This window comes from Shewanella sp. DNRA4, assembly GCF_012843185.1.
GTDB lineage: Bacteria > Pseudomonadota > Gammaproteobacteria > Enterobacterales > Shewanellaceae > Shewanella > Shewanella xiamenensis.
On the sequence record NZ_JABAIP010000005.1, the window covers coordinates 122,202 to 142,618 of the forward strand.

The window sequence follows — 20,417 nt, forward strand, 5'->3', positions numbered from 1 at the left end:
CTAGGGGCGGCAAGGGGAGATGCAAGAGGGGGATTGCTGTTGATCCCCTTCTTGCCCTGGTGTGGAATGGAATTCCACGACTTTGATTTAAAATTTCAAACGAAGTTTGAATCAGCTTTTCAAACCGCGTTAGCGTAAGTCCGATCCAGCTTACTCTGGATCACTCTCTATTCAGGATCATAATCCAACACTGGCGCTAGCCACTTCTCCGTCTCTGCAACTGTCATCCCCTTACGCTTCGCATAATCCTCCACCTGATCGCGACCAATATTACTCACGCCAAAGTAGCGGGATTTCGGGTGGGCAAAGTACCAGCCGGATACTGCGGCGGTAGGGAACATGGCGTAGCTTTCGGTAATATTTAAGTCGATGGTTTCATTCGGCTTTAACAGTTCCCACAACAGGCCTTTTTCGGTGTGATCCGGGCAAGCGGGGTAACCCGGTGCAGGGCGAATGCCCTTGTATTTCTCACGAATTAACGCTTCGTTATCGAGCTGCTCATCGGCGGCATAACCCCAAAACTCTTTACGTACGCGCTCGTGCATCCGCTCGGCAAAGGCTTCGGCTAAACGGTCGGCTAAACACTTGAGCATAATGGCGTTGTAGTCATCATGGTTGGCCTCAAAGCGGGCGACATGCTCATCAATCCCATGACCTGCGGTGACCGCAAAGCCGCCCATATAGTCGGCAACGCCGCTGTCTTTGGGCGCGACAAAGTCGGCCAGACAGAAGTTATCGTTACCGACCCGCTCAAGTTGCATCCGCAGGTGATGGGTGGTCAGCTCAACCTCGGTACGAGTCTCATCTGTGTACAGCTCAATATCATCGAAGTTGACAGTATTGGCGGGGAATAGCCCAATCACGCCCTTGGCGGTAAGCCACTTTTCTTCGATGATTTTTGTAAGCATCGCCTGACCATCGGCGAACAGCTTTTGCGCCTCAACGCCGACTACTTTGTCGCTTAAGATTTCAGGGTAATGGCCATGCAACTCCCACGCGCGGAAGAAGGGGGTCCAGTCAATACGGTCAACTAAATCGGTTAATGGATAGTCTTCAAATACTTGGCGACCCAGCACATTGGGTTTGAACGGGGTGTAGTTTGCCCAATCGTGCTGGCAGCGGTTTTCGCGGGCGGCCTCTAGCGAGACGATTTCCTTACGCTTGGTTTGCGATAAACGCTTGGTGCGCATATCGTCGTATTCGGCGTAGGTCTCATCGATAGTCGCTTGGCGAGTTTCATTGCTGACGAGCTTGCTGACCATAGGCACGGCGCGGGAGGCGTCGGCAATGTAAATCGCACCATGGGGATAATGGGGCGCAATCTTCACCGCGGTATGGATTTTCGAGCAGGTCGCGCCGCCGATAATTGCTGGAATGGTGAGCCCTTCACGGTGGAAGGTTTTGACGTTATGCACCATTTCATCAAGGCTTGGGGTGATAAGCCCAGACATGCCGATAATATCGATATTGTGTTCTTTCACCGCCTCAAGAATGCGCTCTACCGACACCATCACGCCTAAATCGAACACTTCAAAGCCATTACAGGCGAGCACCACGCCGACTATGTTCTTGCCGATATCGTGCACATCGCCCTTAACAGTGACCATCAAAATCTTACCGTTAGACTGACCTGCAACTTTTTCCTTTTCAATAAAGGGATTGAGGTAGGCTACGGCCTTTTTCATCACCCGCGCGGATTTGACCACCTGTGGCAGGAACATTTTGCCCGAGCCAAACAGGTCGCCGACGATATTCATACCGTCCATCAGCGGGCCTTCAATTACATCCAGCGGACGGGAGGCTGCTTGGCGAGCCGCTTCAGTATCTTCGTCGATAAATTCGGTGATACCTTTGACCAGCGCATGGGCGAGACGTTGATTAACCGGCCATGAGCGCCATTCTAAGTCTTCTTTTTTCGCGCTACTTGAGCCATCGCCACGGAATTTTTCTGCAATCTCAAGCAATTGCTCGGTGTTGTTTGAGTCTTCAACTGGGCAGGGCAGGTTGAGCACCACGTTCTCGACCTTATCCTTAAGCTCGGGGTCGATATCATCGTAAATCGCTAACTGGCCCGCGTTAACGATACCCATGTCCATGCCGACTTTAATCGCGTGGTACAGGAATACCGCGTGAATCGCCTCACGCACAGGATTGTTACCGCGGAAGGAGAAGGACACGTTCGACACCCCGCCGGAAATCATCGCGTGGGGCAGGGTGGCCTTAATCTCTTTAATGGCTTCAATAAAATCGACGGCATAGTTATCGTGCTCATCGATACCCGTGGCAATGGCAAAGATATTCGGGTCGAAGATAATGTCTTCGGGTGGAAAACCCACCTTATCGACCAGTACGCGGTAGGCGCGGGTACAGATCTCGACTTTGCGCGCCTTAGTGTCGGCTTGGCCTTGCTCGTCGAACGCCATAATAATGGCCGCGGCGCCGTAGCGTTTCACTAGGGTTGCCTGCTCGATAAACTTCTCTTCGCCTTCCTTCAAGGAGATAGAGTTCACAATCCCCTTGCCTTGAATACATTTGAGGCCCGCTTCAATCACCTCCCACTTAGAGGAGTCGATCATAATCGGCACACGGCTGATATCCGGCTCAGAGGCGATAAGATTTAAGAACTTATGCATCACCTCCACGCCATCGAGCATGCCTTCGTCCATGTTGATGTCGATGATCTGCGCGCCGCTTTCTACCTGTTCGCGGGCGACATCGAGCGCCTGCTCGAACTTGCCTTCTTTGATCAGCTTTAAGAACTTAGCAGAACCCGTGACGTTGGTACGTTCACCCACGTTCACAAACAGGGTTTGGGCGTCGATAGTGAGCGGTTCCAAACCCGATAAACGGCAGGCGACGGGGATCTCGGGTAATACCCGTGGCGCAAACGGCTCTACGGCTTCGCGAATGACCTTAATATGCTCGGGCGTGCTACCACAGCAGCCGCCGATAATGTTGAGCATGCCTTCACGGGCCCATTCTTGGATAACGCTGGCCATGTCTTTTGGGGTTTCATCGTAACCGCCAAACTCGTTTGGTAGACCCGCGTTAGGGTGCGCCGAGACATAACATTCGGCGATGCGTGACAGTTCTTCAACGTAGGGACGCAGCTCTTTTGGCCCAAGGGCGCAGTTAAGGCCGATGGATAAGGGGTTGATATGGCGAAGGGAGTTATAAAAGGCTTCGGTGGTTTGCCCGGTCAGGGTTCTGCCAGAGGCATCGGTAATGGTGCCTGAGATCATCACGGGCAAACGCGCTGGCGAATTTGCGCCAAAGAGTTCATCGAACACGGTTTCGATGGCAAATAGTGCGGCTTTGGCGTTTAAGGTATCGAAGATGGTCTCGACCATAATGATATCGGCGCCGCCTTCAATCAGGGCGCGGGTCGATTCGCAGTAAGCGGTCACTAACTCATCAAAGTGGATATTGCGATATCCGGGATCGTTCACATCTGGGCTGATAGAGCAAGTGCGGTTAGTGGGTCCTAACACACCGGCAACATAACGTGGTTTACCCGTGGCTTTTTCGATTTCATCACAGGCCTCACGGGCGAGGCGCGCACCTTCACGGTTAATCTCGGCGGACAGCGACTGCATATCGTAGTCGGCCATGGCGATAGTGGTGGCGTTGAAAGTGTTGGTTTCAATAATATCGGCACCGGCTAATAGGTAGTCGGTGTGAATTTGTTTGATGATGTGTGGCTGCGTGAGCACTAAAAGATCGTTATTGCCCTTAACGTCGGTATGCCAATCCTTGAAACGCTCGCCACGGTAATCGGCTTCTTCTAGCTTGTAGCCTTGGATCATAGTGCCCATGGCGCCGTCTAAAATCAGAATGCGCTTTGACAACTGGTTGCGAATGTCTGCCAGTGTTTGGCTGGCTCGATGGAGAGATATCGCCATAAATGATTACCTTTACTACAGCTAAGTTGAGTCCAAAAATATGCAATTCTGCGGTAAATTGCATTTTATTATTGAATGTCGTTCGTTATGGTTTGGACATTTATACGTATAGACGTCCATAATACGCGACATCGGATTGTCAGGGCAAGGTGAAAGTCAAAGTCATTAGAATCTAGGTTCTAGGCTCTAGGCTCTAGGCTCTAGGCTCTAGGCTCTAGGCTCTAGGTTTTAGGTTTTAGTCTTTAGGCTTTGTTCCTAGCACCTAGATTCTAGGTTCTAAGATTTTTAAAAGGCATATATGAAACAAGTTCGCTTATTACTGTTACGCCACGGGGAATGCGAAGGCGGTGCGATTTTACGTGGCAGAGTCGATGTTCCACTGAGCGAGAAGGGCTGGCGGCAGATGTCGGCAGCAGTGGCGGCGCAGGCGACTGTGTGCCACGGTATTTACAGCTCCACCTCAAGGCGCTGCGCTGAATTTGCCAAGGTGTTGGCGCTGGAGCCGCATTCCAGGTTGTCTGAGAGTTCACATTTAGCGGCACCAACGCCTTCGCCGCTTGAGGTCAACCTGCTGGAGGATCTACAAGAAATGGATTTTGGCGATTGGGATGGTCGCGTGCTCGATGAGTTATATCAACAGGATGGCGAGCGCATGGCGGCCTATTGGCAAGATCCTTGGGCCGTGTCGCCGCCCAATGGAGAAACGATGGCAAGTTTCGAGGCTCGTATCGATGGCGCAATAGAGCTGATCCTCAATAAAGAGTTTGCCCTGCTGGCGTTGGATGATGAACAGGCCCACGGCGAGCGTAATGCCAATGCACCCACAGCCAATATTTGGGTTCTGACCCACGGCGGGGTGATCCGTCATTTAATGGCAAGAGCGTTGGGGGCGGTGAGAACGGTAGGGTTTTACAGTCAACTTACTTTACCGGTTGCCGCGGTGGTGACGATTAATGTACTCGAAGATAAACATGGGACTCGATATTGGCGCTTAGACTGGCCATCGGGCCATGGTGATTGAGTTTGAAATCTCATGCTAAATGGGATGATGAAAATTTTCTGATTTAAACTGCATTGCCTAATGAGCAAGATATAGGATAATGCTTTTCCCTGACGTTTGAGCGAGATAGCGCATTGTGTTCGCTAAGTTTAAATGTCGCAGAAATAGGTGTTGGGAATTTCGCTTTATCCTGCGCTATTCGCTTAAGGCAATAGTCGTTATAAACGCCGGATCAACCCAAACATAATAGGGAATCGGGGTGCTGCCCGTCAGCCAGCCCGAACTGTACCCGCAACTGTGAGTAGTAAAAAGAAGTGCCTAGAATCTAGAGCCTAGAACCTAGAACCTTCTTTGCTACAAGTCAGGAGACCTGCCTATTTCTGTTTTCGCTGCGTGCAGCCTTAGTTCTCGAGCGGGTGACTCGAGGGAGCAGAAAATGATATTGATACGTTTCGCCCTGTGGCCCATGGTGCTACTGGGTTTGGGTACAACATATGCCTGTGGGAGCTGCTTTAAATGAAGCCTTCCACGTCAACAGATGTGCAATCTTCGGCGGTGCTAGCTAATGTGGCACTCAATGTCAGCCAATTGAGTTGGACCATCGAAGGCAAAACCATTCTTTCAGGGATTAACTTTGCCCTACAACGCGGTGAAATGCTGGGATTAATCGGCCCTAACGGTGCGGGTAAATCCAGTTTACTGCGTTGTATATATCGTTTTATTCGCCCAACTCTGGGGCAAATCAGTTTGTTTTCGCAGGATATTAACGAGCTTTCGCCCAAGGCATTTGCCTGCAAAGTAGCTGTGGTGCAGCAGGATACGCCGCACTATTTTGATATGACCACAGAGCAACTCGTTGCTATGGGGCTCACGCCCCACAAAGGGATGTTCGATACTAATTCCAGCGGTGATAGTGAAAAAATTATCAAGGCGCTTGAAAAGGTAGGTCTTAGCCATAAGCGCTATCAGCAATATGAGCGGCTCTCCGGTGGCGAGAAACAACGGGCACTGATTGCCCGCGCTATTGTGCAACAACCTCAGTTACTGATTTTAGATGAACCCACAAACCACCTCGATGTGCGCTATCAAATACAAATTTTGGAGCTGGTTCGAAGCCTTGGCATTAGTGTCATTGCCTCTATTCATGATCTGAATTTAGCAAGTGCCCTGTGTGATAGTTTGCTGCTACTGGATAAGGGGCAAGTGAGCGCCATGGGCACGCCGAGTGAGGTATTAACAGAGGAGCGCATTGCCCAAGTTTTTGGTGTTTGCGCTCAAGTGATGCCCCATCCACAACATGCCAATCCTTTAATTAATTACTTTTATGGTTATCAAAAATCACCGACGGATGATGTGGTTGTATCCGCTCCCCATAACATCAACGGGGAGATAAACACGCCATGATTGACACGTTTAAGCTGATAATGATGAATCTTTTAACCCATATTTTAACGCCATTAACCCGCCAGCAATGGCTGATTCTTGGCTTGGTGGGTTTTGCTCTGCTGACCCCGATTGCGGCCGCCAGTTTTGGCGCGGCAAATATCAGCTTTTTAGATGTGCTGCATGTGTTTATTAAATTATTCAATCAATTTTTCGCCAACGACGATGCGTCAACTGCCGCCTCGATGACGGAGCGGATTGTGATGGAATTAAGGTTGCCACGGATATTGCTCGCGTTTGTGGCGGGGGCGGGGCTGTCTTTAGCGGGCAGTGTGCTGCAAACCGTAACGCGCAATCCCCTTGCTGACCCTTATTTATTTGGCATCAGTTCAGGTGCCTCCTTTGGCGCAGTGGTGATGCTGACCTTGTTTACTGGCTCTGGTCTATTCGGTAATGCGGGCGTTATTGCCAATTCGGGGATTTTTAGTGGCTCGGGAATGTTTGCTGGGCTCCTGTGGTTTAGTTTGCCTTTCGGCGCTTTTATTGGTGCCAGTTTATCCGTTCTTATTGTTCTCGCCTTGTCAGGGCTTGGGCTCAACAGCCAAGTTGAGCGCATGCTGCTCTCTGGGGTGGCAACATCGTTTATGTTTGGCGCATTAACCAGCTTGCTGTTGTATTTTGCCAGCCCGCAGGCCACGGCATCAGTGCTTTTTTGGAGTTTGGGCAGTTTTGCTAAGGCCAGTTGGCCGCTCTTAATTTTGCCATCCATCGTTGTATTGGTGAGTTTTTTTATCATCCTCGGTTGGAAGCGGCAGATTATGGCCCTGCAGGCGGGGGATGAAACGGCCCACACCTTAGGGGTGAATGTACCTAAATTACGCCTCAATATGTTATTGCTCTGCTCGCTAATTACCGCCGTTTTAGTGGCGACCTGTGGTGGCATAGGTTTTGTTGGATTAATGATCCCCCATACGGTGCGCTTGTTATTTCCCGGGCGTCAGCCAATTTTGCTCACCGCGTTAGTGGGCGGCTTGTTTATGGTGTGGATTGATGTGCTCGCGAGATGTTTGCTGGGCAATCAAGAACTGCCCGTTGGTATTATCACCGCCTCAATAGGTAGTTTTTTCTTTTTGCTGATTTTGCGTCGGCGTAACTAATCTAACTCGCGTTTTTCGCAGAGGATTAGCTAATTTAGTACTAAGTGCGTATGGAAAATAGCCGCTGTATGCGTCGTAGTTGTTATCGAACGAGTTATTGAAATCGAACGAGTTATTGAAATCGAATTAGTCACTGGAGTGTGAATGTCTCAATCAAGCCTGTCATTTCAAATCGAGCCTGTGAGTAAAGCGCAGGATCAGGTTATTCAACAAAAAATCGATCTTAAAACCAAGCCGCCAGGTGCCTTGGGACAACTCGAATCCTTAGCATTACAAATTGCTCGCATTCAAGGGCCACAACAATTGCAGATAGTCAAACCGACCATGTTGGTATTTGCAGGGGATCACGGCATTGCCGCTGAAGGGGTTTCGATTGCCCCAAGTGAAGTCACCCACCAAATGGTGCAAAACTTTGCCCACGGCGGCGCGGCCATTAATGTGTTTTGTCGCCAATTAGGTTTTACGCTTGAAGTGATCGATTGCGGTATTTTGACACCCGTTGAGGGGCTAGAAGGGATTATCGATCAACGTCTTGGCGCGGGTACTGCTGCTATTCATTTGGAACCCGCCATGCCTTTAACGAGTGTGGATAAGGGCTTTGATATGGCGCGCGAGCTTATTGAGCGTCACCATCAAGCGGGCTGTAATTTGGTTGCGTTTGGTGAAATGGGGATTGGCAACACGTCCTCTGCCGCGGCAATTATGGCGGCGATAATGCAGCTCGATGTGGCTGACTGTGTGGGGCGCGGTACAGGCATTAATAGCGACACTTTAGCGCGTAAGTTAACCTTGGTAGAGCTGGCGTTGCTATCGCATCAAAGTGCGCTTAGTGGGCCAAAACAGGTGCTTGCTTGTCTTGGCGGGTTTGAAATTGTGCAAATGACTGGTGCCATGCTGGCTGCTGCTGAGCGCAAGATGTTGGTGGTTGTGGATGGTTTTATTGCGACAGCCGCCGCATTAGTGGCGGTGACGATCAATGCTAATGTACGGGATTATCTGATTTTCGCCCATTGCTCCGAGGAGCAAGGCCATCAACGTATGTTGGAATATTTGCAAGCTAAACCCTTGTTATCTTTGGGGCTTAGATTAGGTGAAGGCACGGGTGCAGCCTTAGCATTGCCGTTAATTCAAGCCGCAGTAAATTTTTACAATCAAATGGCGAGTTTTAGTGATGCAGGGATTGAGGCTGTTGTATGATGTGCCTGCTAACTTATTTAAAATAATAACGTTTAGCCAATCGTTTTAACTTTAAACCCTGCAGCAAGTGTGTATTCACTAAGGATGCTTTATGTCAGAACGCGAAAGCTGGCACAAAGAGATAGATTTATTTTTTGTGGCCATGGGCTATTTTACCCGTATTCCTATGCCCAAATGGGTCGAAGTCGATGCCGATAAACTCAATAAAGCCAGTCGTTACTTTGGCTTAGTGGGTTTACTGGTGGGACTGTTAAGCGCCATCGTTTTTTGGCTGACTCAAAATTGGTTACCCGCTGGGGTGTCTGTATTGCTGTCGATGTTAACGGGCGTACTGTTAACGGGCGGTTTCCACGAAGATGGGTTAGCCGATACCTTCGATGGGTTTGGTGGCGGTTGGACGGCTGAAGACAAGCTACGCATTATGAAGGATTCGCGCCTTGGTAGTTATGGTGCCTTGGCCTTGATTATTGTCTTGATGCTTAAATGGCAATTATTGGTTGAATTAGCGCTTTATGACCCTGTGGTTGCTGGTTCGGCGATGATTGTCGCCCATACTGTGAGTCGAGTCGTGGCTGCGAGCCTTATTTTCACCGAAAAATATGTGCGCGACGATGAGACCAGTAAATCTAAGCCGTTAGCGCAGCACCAAGGCATTAATGAACTGTTTATTTTGATCGCCAGTGGTGTGTTAGTGCTGTTGGTATTAAAGGGGATTGCTGCACTGTCGCTGTTGTTGATTATGATCGGATTGCGCCGTTTGATCGTGGTGATCTTTAGACGTCAAATTGGTGGTTACACCGGCGATACCTTAGGCGCTGCGCAGCAAATTTGTGAAATTGTGTGTTACTTCGTGCTGCTCGTTGTAGGTAGCATTCTGTGATCCATTTAGTGCTGGGCGGCGCTCGTAGCGGTAAGAGCCGTTACGGTGAAACCTTAGTACGCCAGTATACGGCTTTAGGATTCGATGCCTGCTACGTCGCAACCGCGCAGGCACTCGATGCTGAAATGGCCAGTCGGATCCGTTTGCATCAAGATGGTCGTGCCCAGGACGATATCGACTGGCAGTTGATTGAAGAACCCTTGGCATTAACCGCCAAGCTTAAGCATTTAGCTAAGCCGGGGCGGGTGATTATGGTGGATTGCTTAACGCTTTGGTTAACTAATCAATTACTTGCAGTCCAGCCACAGGCTGAGCCAGCTTCGACCGAATCAGATTTTGCCCTAGCGGTTGCGACATCATCTCAACACGATGTGTTAGTCCACTGGCGACAGGCAAAAACGGATTTTGTCAGTGCGTTAAATACACTTGAAGGTGTGGTGATTTTAATCAGTAATGAAGTAGGCTCAGGCATTGTGCCCTTGGGGGAACTGAGTCGCCAATTTGTGGATGAAGCTGGCTGGTTAAACCAAGATGTTGCTGCGGTTGCGGATAATGTGACCTTAGTGGTGGCGGGTTTACCGCTGACGCTTAAATGAGCTGGTGCATTTCAATCGCGTCGTTAATGTTATTTTGAGCCGCTTTTGCATTTAGTTCGTACTAAATAATCAGCCTTTTATCTTATTTCATCTATTGAGTGATGTCCTTGCCCATGCATTCACATAACGTTGCAGATCCCACGGCAACCAATCAAACGTCAACCGCTAGTTTGCCTCAAACATCGTCCCAAGGCGCGAAAGTATTAATGGTGCAGGGGACAACCTCTGATGCGGGTAAAAGTACGTTGGTGGCGGGAATTTGCCGATTGCTAGTCCGTCAGGGTGTCAACGTCGCGCCTTTTAAACCACAGAATATGGCGCTTAATAGTGCTGTGACTGTTGATGGTGGTGAGATTGGCCGCGCACAGGCGCTGCAAGCCGCGGCCTGTTATTTAGCGCCACATACTGATTTTAATCCGATTTTACTCAAACCCAGTTCAGATACGGGCGCGCAAATTATTGTCCAGGGTAAAGCGTTAACGACACTCGAAGCCTCGGCTTTTTTTGGTGAAAAATCGAAAGATTATAAAGCCATGGCCCTTAATGCCGTGTTGGACTCCTTTGAACGCCTAGGTCAGCAATATCACACCATTGTGGTTGAAGGGGCGGGGAGCCCAGCAGAAATCAACCTGCGTGCTGGGGATATTGCCAATATGGGCTTTGCCGAGGCAGTTGACTGCCCGGTGATTATTATTGCCGACATCGACAAAGGCGGGGTGTTTGCCCATTTGGTAGGGACCTTGGCGCTGTTATCCGAGTCAGAACAGGCGCGGGTAAAGGGTTTTGTGATCAATCGCTTTCGCGGCGATATCAGCCTGTTGCAGCCTGGTATTGATTGGCTTGAGGCGTATACGCAAAAGCCAGTATTAGGCGTGCTGCCCTATTTGCATGATTTGCACTTAGACGCCGAGGATGCGCTCACTGATTCGCCAACTAAGCAGGCCAAGAGTCGTTTTAAAGTGCGAGTGCTGGTGTATCCGCGCACAAGTAATCACACGGATTTTGATCCCCTCAGGCTGCATCCCGATATCGATTTTGATTATGTGTCACTCCAGACACAAGCCTCAGCTCAGACGCCGGAGATCGCCGCCGATCTACTGATTTTACCCGGCAGTAAGAATGTCCGAGCCGATCTGGCTTTTTTGCGGGAGCAAGGCTGGGATAAGCAAATTGCTAAGCATTTGCGCTACGGCGGTAAAGTGCTGGGAATTTGCGGTGGTTATCAAATGCTGGGTGAGCGCATTGCCGATCCGTTAGGGATAGAAGATGTGCTCGGGACTAGCCAAGGTTTGGGTTATTTACCCATAACCACCGAATTTAAAGCTGAAAAGCAGTTACGTAGCGTCGCAGGTGAGTTGACATTGTTAGGGCAGACAGTGGTGGTCAAAGGTTATGAGATCCACTGCGGTGAGTCCCACTATCTCACCTCCAGTGATGCCGCCAAGGGTGCACCATTACGCTTGATCAATGAGCTCGATGAACAGTCGGAAAAGTCTTTTGCTGACGGCTGCTTAAGTGAGGACGGGCAAGTATTAGGCACTTATTTACACGGGCTATTCGACAGCCCTGAGGCGTGCCAGTTAATTCTGCGCTGGGCGGGATTAGAAGACGCACAAGCAATTGATATCAATGAAATTCGCGAACAACAGTTGAATCGTTTGGCTGATGTACTAGCCGAGCATCTAGATTTACCACAATTACAGGCAATCTTAACCGCATCAGTTAAGCCGTAGGATGAATACCAAACCATGACAACAGCAAACGATAATAACCAAGAACAATTAAAGGCTGAACGCCACAAGGCGCGCCAACAAAAACTCAAAGCGGGAGTCGATGCAAAAATTGCCGCCGCTCAGGATGAAAAAGGCATTTTGTTAGTCTTAACAGGCAATGGCAAAGGTAAGTCGACCTCAGGTTTTGGCACGGTTGCCCGCGCGGTGGGCCATGGCAAAAAAGCCGCCGTAGTGCAATTTATCAAGGGCACTTGGGAATGCGGCGAGCGTAATCTACTTGAAGGCGCTGGCGTTAGTTTTCATGTGATGGGCACCGGCTTTACTTGGGAAACCCAAGATAAAGAAAAGGATACCGCAGCCGCTCTTGTCGCTTGGGAAGCAGCTGAAGCTTTACTGCAAGACGAGAGCATTGATTGCGTGATGCTCGATGAGCTGACCTATATGGTGAGTTATCACTATCTTGATGTCGAGCGGGTACTGACTGCACTTAAAAATCGCCCGCCGATGCAACATGTGATTATCACTGGCCGCGCCTGCCACCGAGCGATTATCGAGCTGGCCGATACGGTGAGTGAAGTGCAACCCATTAAACATGCCTTCGAAGCGGGCATTAAAGCACAGCTGGGGTTTGATTATTAAACTGAGCGTGTGTCGCGATAGCCATAAAGCGACATTTCCTATACCCATATGGGGCAGAGATAAAATGGCGGCCATGCCGCCTATGGTCACTGTTGCAACAATGGCAATTTTAATGACCATTGAACTGTTCATCAGGCTAAAAGCTTTTGCCCCAAAACAAGTCGGCTGAATCGGATATTGCGATATATGCATTGCCACTGTTTCCCCCAGTGACACGCCGTGAATATATCCCTATAGGCTCGACGACGGCATCCATGCCGCCAACGGTCACTGTTGCAACAATGGCAATTTTAATGACCATTGAACTGTTCATCTGGCTAAAAGCTTTTGTCCCAAAGCTGGCTAGCATTCATTTAGTGAATTGAAAACTAACGAATTAATTGCCTTGCAAAATCTCATCTATTTACCCAATGTTTGGCCCTACCGTAAAGCGACTAATAATATATGGGTATAAAGTCGTATTTAAATTTAGATGCTTTTGAGTGTTTTTAAACTCATTAGTTTGCGCGTTTTTCCAGCCTAAAATTTATAAAACCCTTAAAAATCATCCGCATAAGCTTTCCCAAAATTAGTTAATAGGTTTGGAAAACGCGCATGCGCACTAATAAAATGTTAGGGGCTTGATCCTGTTTCGATTATTTTAGCCGACAAACAAAATAACTAGAAATGGAAATAGAATGAAAATAGAAGTCGCAAGTATTGAAGGTGATCCGCAGAAAGTTAAAGGTGATCTATTTGAAAAACTGTCAAAAGACTTACTTGAAGCTCAAGGGTATGACGTTATAGAAGAGATTCGCTTCGTAGGTGTGGAGCTTGATTTACTCTGCAGACATAGGGTGAATAACAAACAAATATACGTAGAGTGCAAGGCACATAAAGAAAAAGTTTCAGCGACTATCCTACGCCAATTACTTGGAACAGTTGCGGGGTACGACTACTCCGAAGGTTGGTTGATTTCAACATCTGACTTTGGAAAAGAGGCCAAAGGCTTTGTTGAAATGTGGAAAGAGAAACCTCGTGAGGTAGCTTCAAAATTAAGCTTCTATACACCAGCAGAGGTTATCAGTTCTTTAAAAGCAGCTTCAATAATATGTCATCCCCCAATAATTGCTGCAGAAGAAAAAGTCGGCGGCAAAGAGTTTTTGGGTGAATGGTCTTTGCTTGTGAGTTCTTTTGGAAGGTTTTGGGCCGTTTATACATTACGTGGTGGGGCTCCTCACGGTGTACTTTTATTCAACGCGGTAAATGGGCGTCATATTAATGATCAAGAAACTTTAAATAATTTAGGTAGTTTAGATTGCTCGTTAGCAGAGTATGATTTAAGTGTTGGCTTGGAGAAATCAGTTGAGTCAGTTTTATCTAAGACGACAAAATTACCTAATGTGGTAGAGGTTCAGATAGGTGATTCGTGGGAAGACTATAGGCCCGCAAGACCTAAAGATTTTGTTGGGAGGGAGAGTGCTCAAAAGGAAATAATTAACTTTTTGGACAACATAAAAAGTAACAAAAGCAATACTCGAATCTTTGCAATAACTGGTAACTCTGGCTTAGGAAAAAGTTCGCTGATAGCAAAGATACGCCAGAGAACAAGTAATCAGTTTTATAAAAATCGCTATTACACTTTTGCAGTTGATATACGTGGGGCAAAGACGCCATCTTATATTTCAGCAGCCCTTTTAACTTGCCTTAAACTTGCTCAAAAAGAAGGTTTCGGAGACCCGATTGAACTTCAATTGACTGACCCAAGCTCACCATTATCATCACCTAGTATTCTTAATTATTTGGAATCTTTAGAGAAATCAGGTCAAGTTATATGCTTGATATTTGATCAGTTTGAAGAGCTATATTCTAAACCAGAATTATTCAGTATTTTCTCCGCAGCGAAGGATTTAATGGTAGATGTAGCTGCGCAAAAATCTAATTTTGCCCTAGGATTTGCTTGGAAAACGGATAGTACCACTCAGCAAGATCATCCTGCATATCATATGTGGCATGAACTCGCAGATTATCGAAAAGTCTACAGATTGGATGTGTTTGACAGTGGTGAAATTGCAAAGTCGATAACTACGTTTGAGAAAGAGGTGGACTATAAATTACCAGTTGAATTACGTCATCAAATAACGCAAAGCTGCCAAGGTTTCCCTTGGCTTCTAAAAAAACTTTGCATAAATTTGCATGAAAGCAATAAAAAAGGTGATGAGTCGCAATCAGTATTAGCAGATTTGGATGTTAGGAGATTATTTGAAAGTGATTTGGAAATCCTAACCCAACAAGAACTGACATGTTTACGTATCGTTGCACAGAAAGCCCCTGCAGACTGGAGCGAAATTATTGAAATTTCAGGGATTTCAGTTGTTAATAGCCTAGTTAATAAACGATTGCTTATAAAAAGTGGCGATAGATTAAACGTCTACTGGGATATTTTTAAAGACTATCTCATGACAGGTAATGTGCCCGTTGTCCCATTCAATTATATTCCGACATCCGATCTTTCATCGATGTTACGCGTCTATACGTATTTACTCGCAAATGATTTTTCAGAGTCTAAAGAATTAGCAGACAAAACTGACCTTCAAGAGAAAACTGTTTGGAATATTGGCGCAGACCTAGTTATGTTTGGTTTAGCAGAAAGAAAGGGAGTTAAGTTTAAGCATCATAGAGATATAGCTACGCATGATGAAGGAACAATGCTTCAAGTACTGCGAGAAAAAATAGCTAAGCACGCTTTGAAAATTTCTTTATACAAAAACCGATCAGGCCAATCTGTAAGTCAAAGTTTCATAATAGAAACATTAAAATCATGTCTGCCTAAAGCAACGTATAGTGATAAAACATGGTCAATGTACTCAAACAGATTGATCAAGATACTAATGAGCGTCGGATACCTTGTTAATGTTGGTGAAAAATTCGTAGTACAGGATACCGGCTCTCCAATTATGGATCGGACAAAAATTGGAAATAGAGGTAAGCAAAAAGGATTTGTATTTTCTGCCACAGCATCCCCGGCGAGTGTTTGTGATGCATTAGAAATAATTTCTGATACAGATTGCTTAAATGATTTGGTGGTAAGTGGATACCGAAACTCACTAACTGTATTAAGGCGATTTGACTTAATATCAATCGTTGACGATGTAGTAACACTGAATCGAGCTGCGGTAGATAAGTTTGGTGGATTCGAAGAGGCTGTATGGACATCAGCGAAAAATGAACCCGTAATAGCTGTATGTATAAGTTATATTCAAGACAACCCTTCTATATCTGCTTCGGCACTTGGAGAGGCTGTATCAAGTAAATATGAGATGCGGTGGACACCTGGATCACTGCAAAGAAATGGAAATAGTCTAAGGCAATGGGCTTTGTGGGTTAACGAGGGCATCAATACCTCAAGTATTCCCACTCCTCCAGGTCGGAAGAAATAGCCCTAACAAGCGGCAGCAGGCGGAACGTTTTTCCGCCGCTTCGCGTCAAAAAACGTCCGCTGTGCCGAGCGTTAACCCATAGAAATTTTTATCCGAAATTCACCTGATACAGTCGACGTGCTGACACGCTTTTGTCCATTTGCTTTTAACGTACATATCGCAAATGGGTAGTTAAAATTGGCATTGGGGCACCAGTGACCGTTGGCGACATGGATGTCGCCGTCGAGCCTATAGGGATATATTCACGGCGAGTCACTGGGGAAACAATGACAATAAACTCCATAAATAGATAAAAAGATTAATCGCTTTTGTTCAATACCTTGTTAAAGGCTGCATTAATCTTGCTTTCGTATGAAGGTTGCACATGCAAACTATCGCTGCATTTTATTGTTCCAATTTGTTAGCTGAGGGTTTTATGTCAGTATAGTTTTTTGCTGCGACGTGAGCATGTAAAGCAAGGTCAGTTTTTCCGTCTTAGATCGCCCGTAAACAAGGCTATCGAGGCGGTGATCCCTTGGTAAAACCCGTTAGCGTCTGTATCGACAGCTTTTTACCATCGAGATTGGGCATCAGTGCCTCAAGGATGATGCGATGAATAAACGTATTGTGATTTGTGCTGACGGGACTTGGAATCGACCCGAGAAAGACCTTAAGGTGGATTTTCCCACCAATGTGCTGCGTCTGGCGCGGGCTATTAGCCCGATGGCGGCCGATGGTAAACCCCAGCAAGTGTTTTACGACTGGGGCGTTGGCTCCTATTACGATGAAATGATTGGCGGCGCGACAGGGCGTGGGCTGCATAAAAATATCATGGATGGTTACCGCTATATCGTGCAGAACTACTCCCCTGGCGATGAGATTTATCTCTTTGGCTTTAGCCGAGGCGCATACACAGTGCGTTGCCTGTGTGGCCTTATCAATAACTGCGGTATTCTTAAGCGCCCCGATGCGAGGCTTATCCAACAAGCCTTTGACCACTATAAAAAAAGCAGCGAGCCCTTTGCTCCAAGCGGCGATAAATCCGTTGAGTTTAGACAAAAGCACAGCCACGAATCACGGGAGATTAAGTTTGTTGGGGTGTGGGATACGGTAGGCGCCATGGGAATCCCGATTTCTTTCCTTGGCTTATTTGAAGATAAAGATGAGTTTTATGACACTAAAATTGGTCGCAATGTGCGGGTTGCCCGCCATGCCTTGGCGATAGACGAGCATCGCAGCGACTTTGAGCCCACTATCTGGCAATTACGCGACAATATGGATATGCAGCAAGTGTGGTTTGCGGGGGCCCATAGCAATATTGGTGGCAGTTATCAGCCGGATAAAGATGGCTCTTTATTGTCGGATAATGCCCTTTCGTGGATGATCGCTGAGGCTGAGCGGTTTAATTTAAGTCTCGAGCCACATTTAACGGCCAGTTTACACCCTAATCCCTTGGCGACGCTGCATGATTCACGCCGTAGTTTTTACCGGATTAAGCAGCCGTATTTGCGGCCGCTTGACCCGAATGTTGCGCCCGTATTGTTGCATCATTCGGTCAAGGTGCGTTGGGAGCAAGATCCCAAGTATCGGCCTAAAAACCTGCAGGCTTACCTTGAAAAATTCGGTTGGCCACAAGAGTTAATTGATTAAATGATAAGGAATTTAATGTTAATCCGACACTTTATTGCCCTCGGCCTGAGCTTGGCGCTGTTACCCGCAGTGGCGATGGCCGAGCCAGCAAAACGTATTATTGCGCTTTCGCCCCACGCGGTTGAAATGCTCTATGCCATTGGCGCGGGGGAGGCGATTGTGGCCGCGACAGATTATGCGGATTACCCCGAAGCGGCGAAAAAAATCCCTAGTATTGGTGGCTATTATGGCATTCAGATTGAGCGCGTATTAGAGCTTAATCCCGATCTGGTTGTCGTGTGGGATACGGGTAATAAGGCTGAAGATATTAATCAACTCAAAAGCTTAGGGTTTAAACTGTACAGCAGTTCCCCACAAACGCTTGAAGATGTTGCCAAAGAAATTGAAGAGTTAGGCCAATTAACGGGGCATGTGGAGCAGGCAAATCAAGTGGCAGGTTATTATCGCCGCGAGCTGCTTCGGCTTCGCAATGAAAACGCCGCTAAATCCGAGCCAAAAGTGTTTTATCAGCTATGGTCCACGCCCTTAATGACAGTCGCCAAAAACAGTTGGATCCAGCAGATTATCGGTGTGTGTCATGGCAAAAACGTTTTTTATGATGCGGCGAGTGATTACCCGCAGGTGAGTTTAGAGAATGTGTTACTGACCTTGCCCGAGGTGATTTTACAGAGCGAAGAGGAAGGCAATGTCAAAGGGATAGATTGGAGCAAGTGGACCGAAATCCCCGCGGTTAAAAACCAGCATATTTATCAATTAAATGCTGATCTATTGCACCGCGCAACACCTAGGGCATTACTCGGTGTGAAGGCGGTCTGTGATGCCTTGGATAAAGCACGTTAATCGCTCGCCTCTTGCTGTTAAATTTAACGTGGTGAGCACAGCAATGTACTGTTTAATATATATTTATTCCATTATGTGAGATTGGCTAAGGAAGCCCTATGAATACATTACTGACTTGTTTGTTTATCGCCATGTTATTGCCGTATTTAGCCAAAGGTCCTGTGGCCTGGGCGATGGCCAAAGCGGGGGGCTATGATAACCATCATCCTCGCAGCCAGCAGGCGCAGTTAACCGGATTTGGTGCGAGGGCATTAGCGGGGCATCAAAATGCCTTTGAATCCCTGCTGATATTTGGTTTGGCGGTGCTGACTGTCATCGCAACTGGCAAGGTGACACCCATGGCCGAATGGTTAGCTATTGTGCATATTGTGGCGCGCTTTGCGTATCAGATTTTATATCTATTAAATAAAGGCACCTTACGCTCCCTCTCTTGGTTTGTGGCGATTTTCAGTGCCTTTGGGATTTTCTTTCAAGCTTTTTAATGCTCGCCATTTTACAAATAAGTACTGGACACTGCTGAGCATTAACAGCTCAGCATCAACATCTCAAAGGTAATTGGTTGACAAGCGTTTGTTGATAAGTGCTAGATTCCCCACTATCTGCCTAGCCTTGGTCTCGAGGCAGTTTGATATCAATGCGGCAGCTAGGGCCGCCGCATTGATGGCCGCGTTAGCTTAAGCTCATAAATAATCCTGCGATAGTCGCCGCCATAAGATTAGATAAAATCCCCGCAGCCAAGGCCTTTAGCCCGAGGGAGGGGATTTCGGAGCGGCGCTCTGGCACTAAGCCGCCAATCCCAGCAATTGCGATAGCCACAGTACCAATATTGGCAAAACCACACAGCGCAAAAGATAAAATCACTTGGGTGCGCTCAGACATTGGCAGCCCAGTGGTTGCGACTAAGGTATCGCCTGACAGGTAAGGCGCTAAGTTGATGTAGGCAAAAAATTCATTGATCACAATCTTTTGGCCAATAAAAGAGCCCGCCAGCATGGCTTCATCCCAAGAGACGCCCATTAACCAAGCCAGTGGTGCAAATAGGTAGCCAAGGATTTGTTGTAGTGTGAGACCTTCGAGGCCAAACCAAGCGCCAATACCACCGAGCATCCCATTAAATAAGGCAACTAAACTGATAAATGAAAACAACATTGCGCCTACCGCGAGGGCGAGTGAAAGTCCGCTCATGGTGCCTGTGGTGGCGGCATCAAGCAGATTGCGAGGTTGATTTTCCTCTGTGAGCTGTAGATGCGCATCGTTGATTGTTTCTGTTTGTGGGATCAAAAGCTTTGCAAACAGAAGGCCGCCGGGGGCCGCCATAAACGAGGCCGCGAGCAGGTACTCCATCTTTATACCTAATTGGGCGTAGCCCGCGAGCATAGTGCCCGCGATGGAGGCTAAACCGCCGCACATTACTGCAAATAACTCTGAGCGAGTCATACGCGGCATATAGGGTTTAATGAGTAGTGGCGCTTCAGTTACCCCTAAAAAGATGTTGGCACTGGCTGACATGGATTCTGCCTTACTGGTGTTGAGCAGTTTTTGCAGCGCCCCGCCAACGGCTTTGACCACCAGTTGCATTATCCCCAGATAATAAAGCACCGCCGACAATGCTGAGAAAAACACAATAATTGGCAATACCTTAAAAGCTATGACAAAACCGCCTGCGCCAAATAGCTCATACATTTTATCACTAACAAGGCCGCCAAACATAAAAGACATGCCGTCATTGCTGTAGCTGATGACGTTGGAGATGGCTGCAGCCATCGAGAAGATCATCGATTGCCCCAGTGCGGAGTACATCACAAATGCCCCTAGGGCCAATTGCAGTAAAAAGGCGAGGCCGACAGTGCGGTAGTTAATGGCTCGACGGTTTTCCGAGGCCAGGTATGCAACAGCAAGTAAGGTGATGATGCCTAAGAGACTAACTAAGATTTGCATGGATTTAATCTACATTGGAATAGCGAAACAATCGCAGGCTTGGCAGTGCAAAGTGCAGGCCAAGCTCACTGTGGATGGGGGGAAGCTAGATCGCTTTTATCCCG

Annotated in this window: 14 protein-coding genes and 1 riboswitch; of the genes, 12 read left to right on the forward strand and 2 right to left on the reverse strand. The window is 47.5% G+C overall.

Features of this window, described 5'->3' with window-relative positions; genetic code table 11:
- Positions 1-167: 167 nt before the first annotated feature.
- Entirely contained in the window at positions 168-3,902 is a 3,735-nt protein-coding gene (gene metH, locus HG547_RS06965) for a methionine synthase (RefSeq protein ID WP_169547414.1), read from the reverse strand.
- A 298-nt stretch (positions 3,903-4,200) separates the two neighbouring features.
- On the opposite strand from metH, the gene HG547_RS06970 reads away from it, so the two are divergent.
- The 12 genes from HG547_RS06970 to HG547_RS07025 all read left to right on the forward strand — a co-directional run bounded on the left by HG547_RS06970 (position 4,201) and on the right by HG547_RS07025 (position 18,857).
- Entirely contained in the window at positions 4,201-4,923 is a 723-nt protein-coding gene (locus HG547_RS06970) for a histidine phosphatase family protein (RefSeq protein ID WP_169547415.1), read from the forward strand.
- A gap of 175 nt (positions 4,924-5,098) precedes the next feature.
- A riboswitch (cobalamin riboswitch) is annotated at positions 5,099-5,295 on the forward strand.
- A 123-nt stretch (positions 5,296-5,418) separates the two neighbouring features.
- Positions 5,419-6,306 (forward strand): ABC transporter ATP-binding protein, encoded by an 888-nt coding sequence (locus HG547_RS06975; RefSeq protein WP_037414795.1) that lies wholly within the window; start codon positions 5,419-5,421, stop codon positions 6,304-6,306.
- Positions 6,303-7,442, forward strand: coding sequence for an iron ABC transporter permease (locus HG547_RS06980; RefSeq protein ID WP_069453401.1), 1,140 nt, complete (start codon positions 6,303-6,305; stop codon positions 7,440-7,442). The genes HG547_RS06975 and HG547_RS06980 overlap by 4 nt, the downstream gene beginning before the upstream one ends.
- Positions 7,443-7,586: 144 nt before the next feature.
- On the forward strand, positions 7,587-8,639 hold the full coding sequence (gene cobT, locus HG547_RS06985) for a nicotinate-nucleotide--dimethylbenzimidazole phosphoribosyltransferase (RefSeq protein WP_037414788.1): 1,053 nt from the start codon (positions 7,587-7,589) through the stop codon (positions 8,637-8,639).
- A 91-nt stretch (positions 8,640-8,730) separates the two neighbouring features.
- Positions 8,731-9,519 (forward strand): adenosylcobinamide-GDP ribazoletransferase, encoded by a 789-nt coding sequence (locus tag HG547_RS06990; protein ID WP_169547416.1) that lies wholly within the window; start codon positions 8,731-8,733, stop codon positions 9,517-9,519.
- Positions 9,516-10,115 (forward strand): bifunctional adenosylcobinamide kinase/adenosylcobinamide-phosphate guanylyltransferase, encoded by a 600-nt coding sequence (gene cobU / locus HG547_RS06995; protein WP_169547417.1) that lies wholly within the window; start codon positions 9,516-9,518, stop codon positions 10,113-10,115. Before HG547_RS06990 ends, cobU begins: the two co-directional genes overlap by 4 nt.
- A 206-nt stretch (positions 10,116-10,321) precedes the next feature.
- The gene (locus HG547_RS07000) at positions 10,322-11,848 is read left to right on the forward strand and encodes a cobyric acid synthase (RefSeq protein WP_248278717.1); all 1,527 of its coding nucleotides are present in this window, start codon (positions 10,322-10,324) and stop codon (positions 11,846-11,848) included.
- Between the two features lie 15 nt (positions 11,849-11,863).
- Complete coding sequence (gene cobO, locus HG547_RS07005) at positions 11,864-12,487, forward strand: cob(I)yrinic acid a,c-diamide adenosyltransferase (RefSeq protein WP_169547419.1); 624 nt, start codon at positions 11,864-11,866, stop codon at positions 12,485-12,487.
- A 677-nt stretch (positions 12,488-13,164) separates the two neighbouring features.
- The gene (locus HG547_RS07010; protein ID WP_169547420.1) at positions 13,165-15,906 is read left to right on the forward strand and encodes a restriction endonuclease; all 2,742 of its coding nucleotides are present in this window, start codon (positions 13,165-13,167) and stop codon (positions 15,904-15,906) included.
- 591 nt (positions 15,907-16,497) lie between these two features.
- Entirely contained in the window at positions 16,498-17,535 is a 1,038-nt protein-coding gene (locus tag HG547_RS07015) for a DUF2235 domain-containing protein (protein ID WP_169547421.1), read from the forward strand.
- A gap of 15 nt (positions 17,536-17,550) precedes the next feature.
- On the forward strand, positions 17,551-18,375 hold the full coding sequence (locus HG547_RS07020) for a cobalamin-binding protein (protein ID WP_169547422.1): 825 nt from the start codon (positions 17,551-17,553) through the stop codon (positions 18,373-18,375).
- Positions 18,376-18,473: 98 nt separating this feature from the next.
- Complete coding sequence (locus HG547_RS07025) at positions 18,474-18,857, forward strand: MAPEG family protein (protein WP_099456903.1); 384 nt, start codon at positions 18,474-18,476, stop codon at positions 18,855-18,857.
- Positions 18,858-19,044: 187 nt separating this feature from the next.
- Here the strand turns inward: HG547_RS07025 and HG547_RS07030 are convergent, their stop codons facing one another.
- Entirely contained in the window at positions 19,045-20,313 is a 1,269-nt protein-coding gene (locus HG547_RS07030; protein ID WP_169547423.1) for a NupC/NupG family nucleoside CNT transporter, read from the reverse strand.
- Between the last annotated feature and the right edge of the window lie 104 nt (positions 20,314-20,417).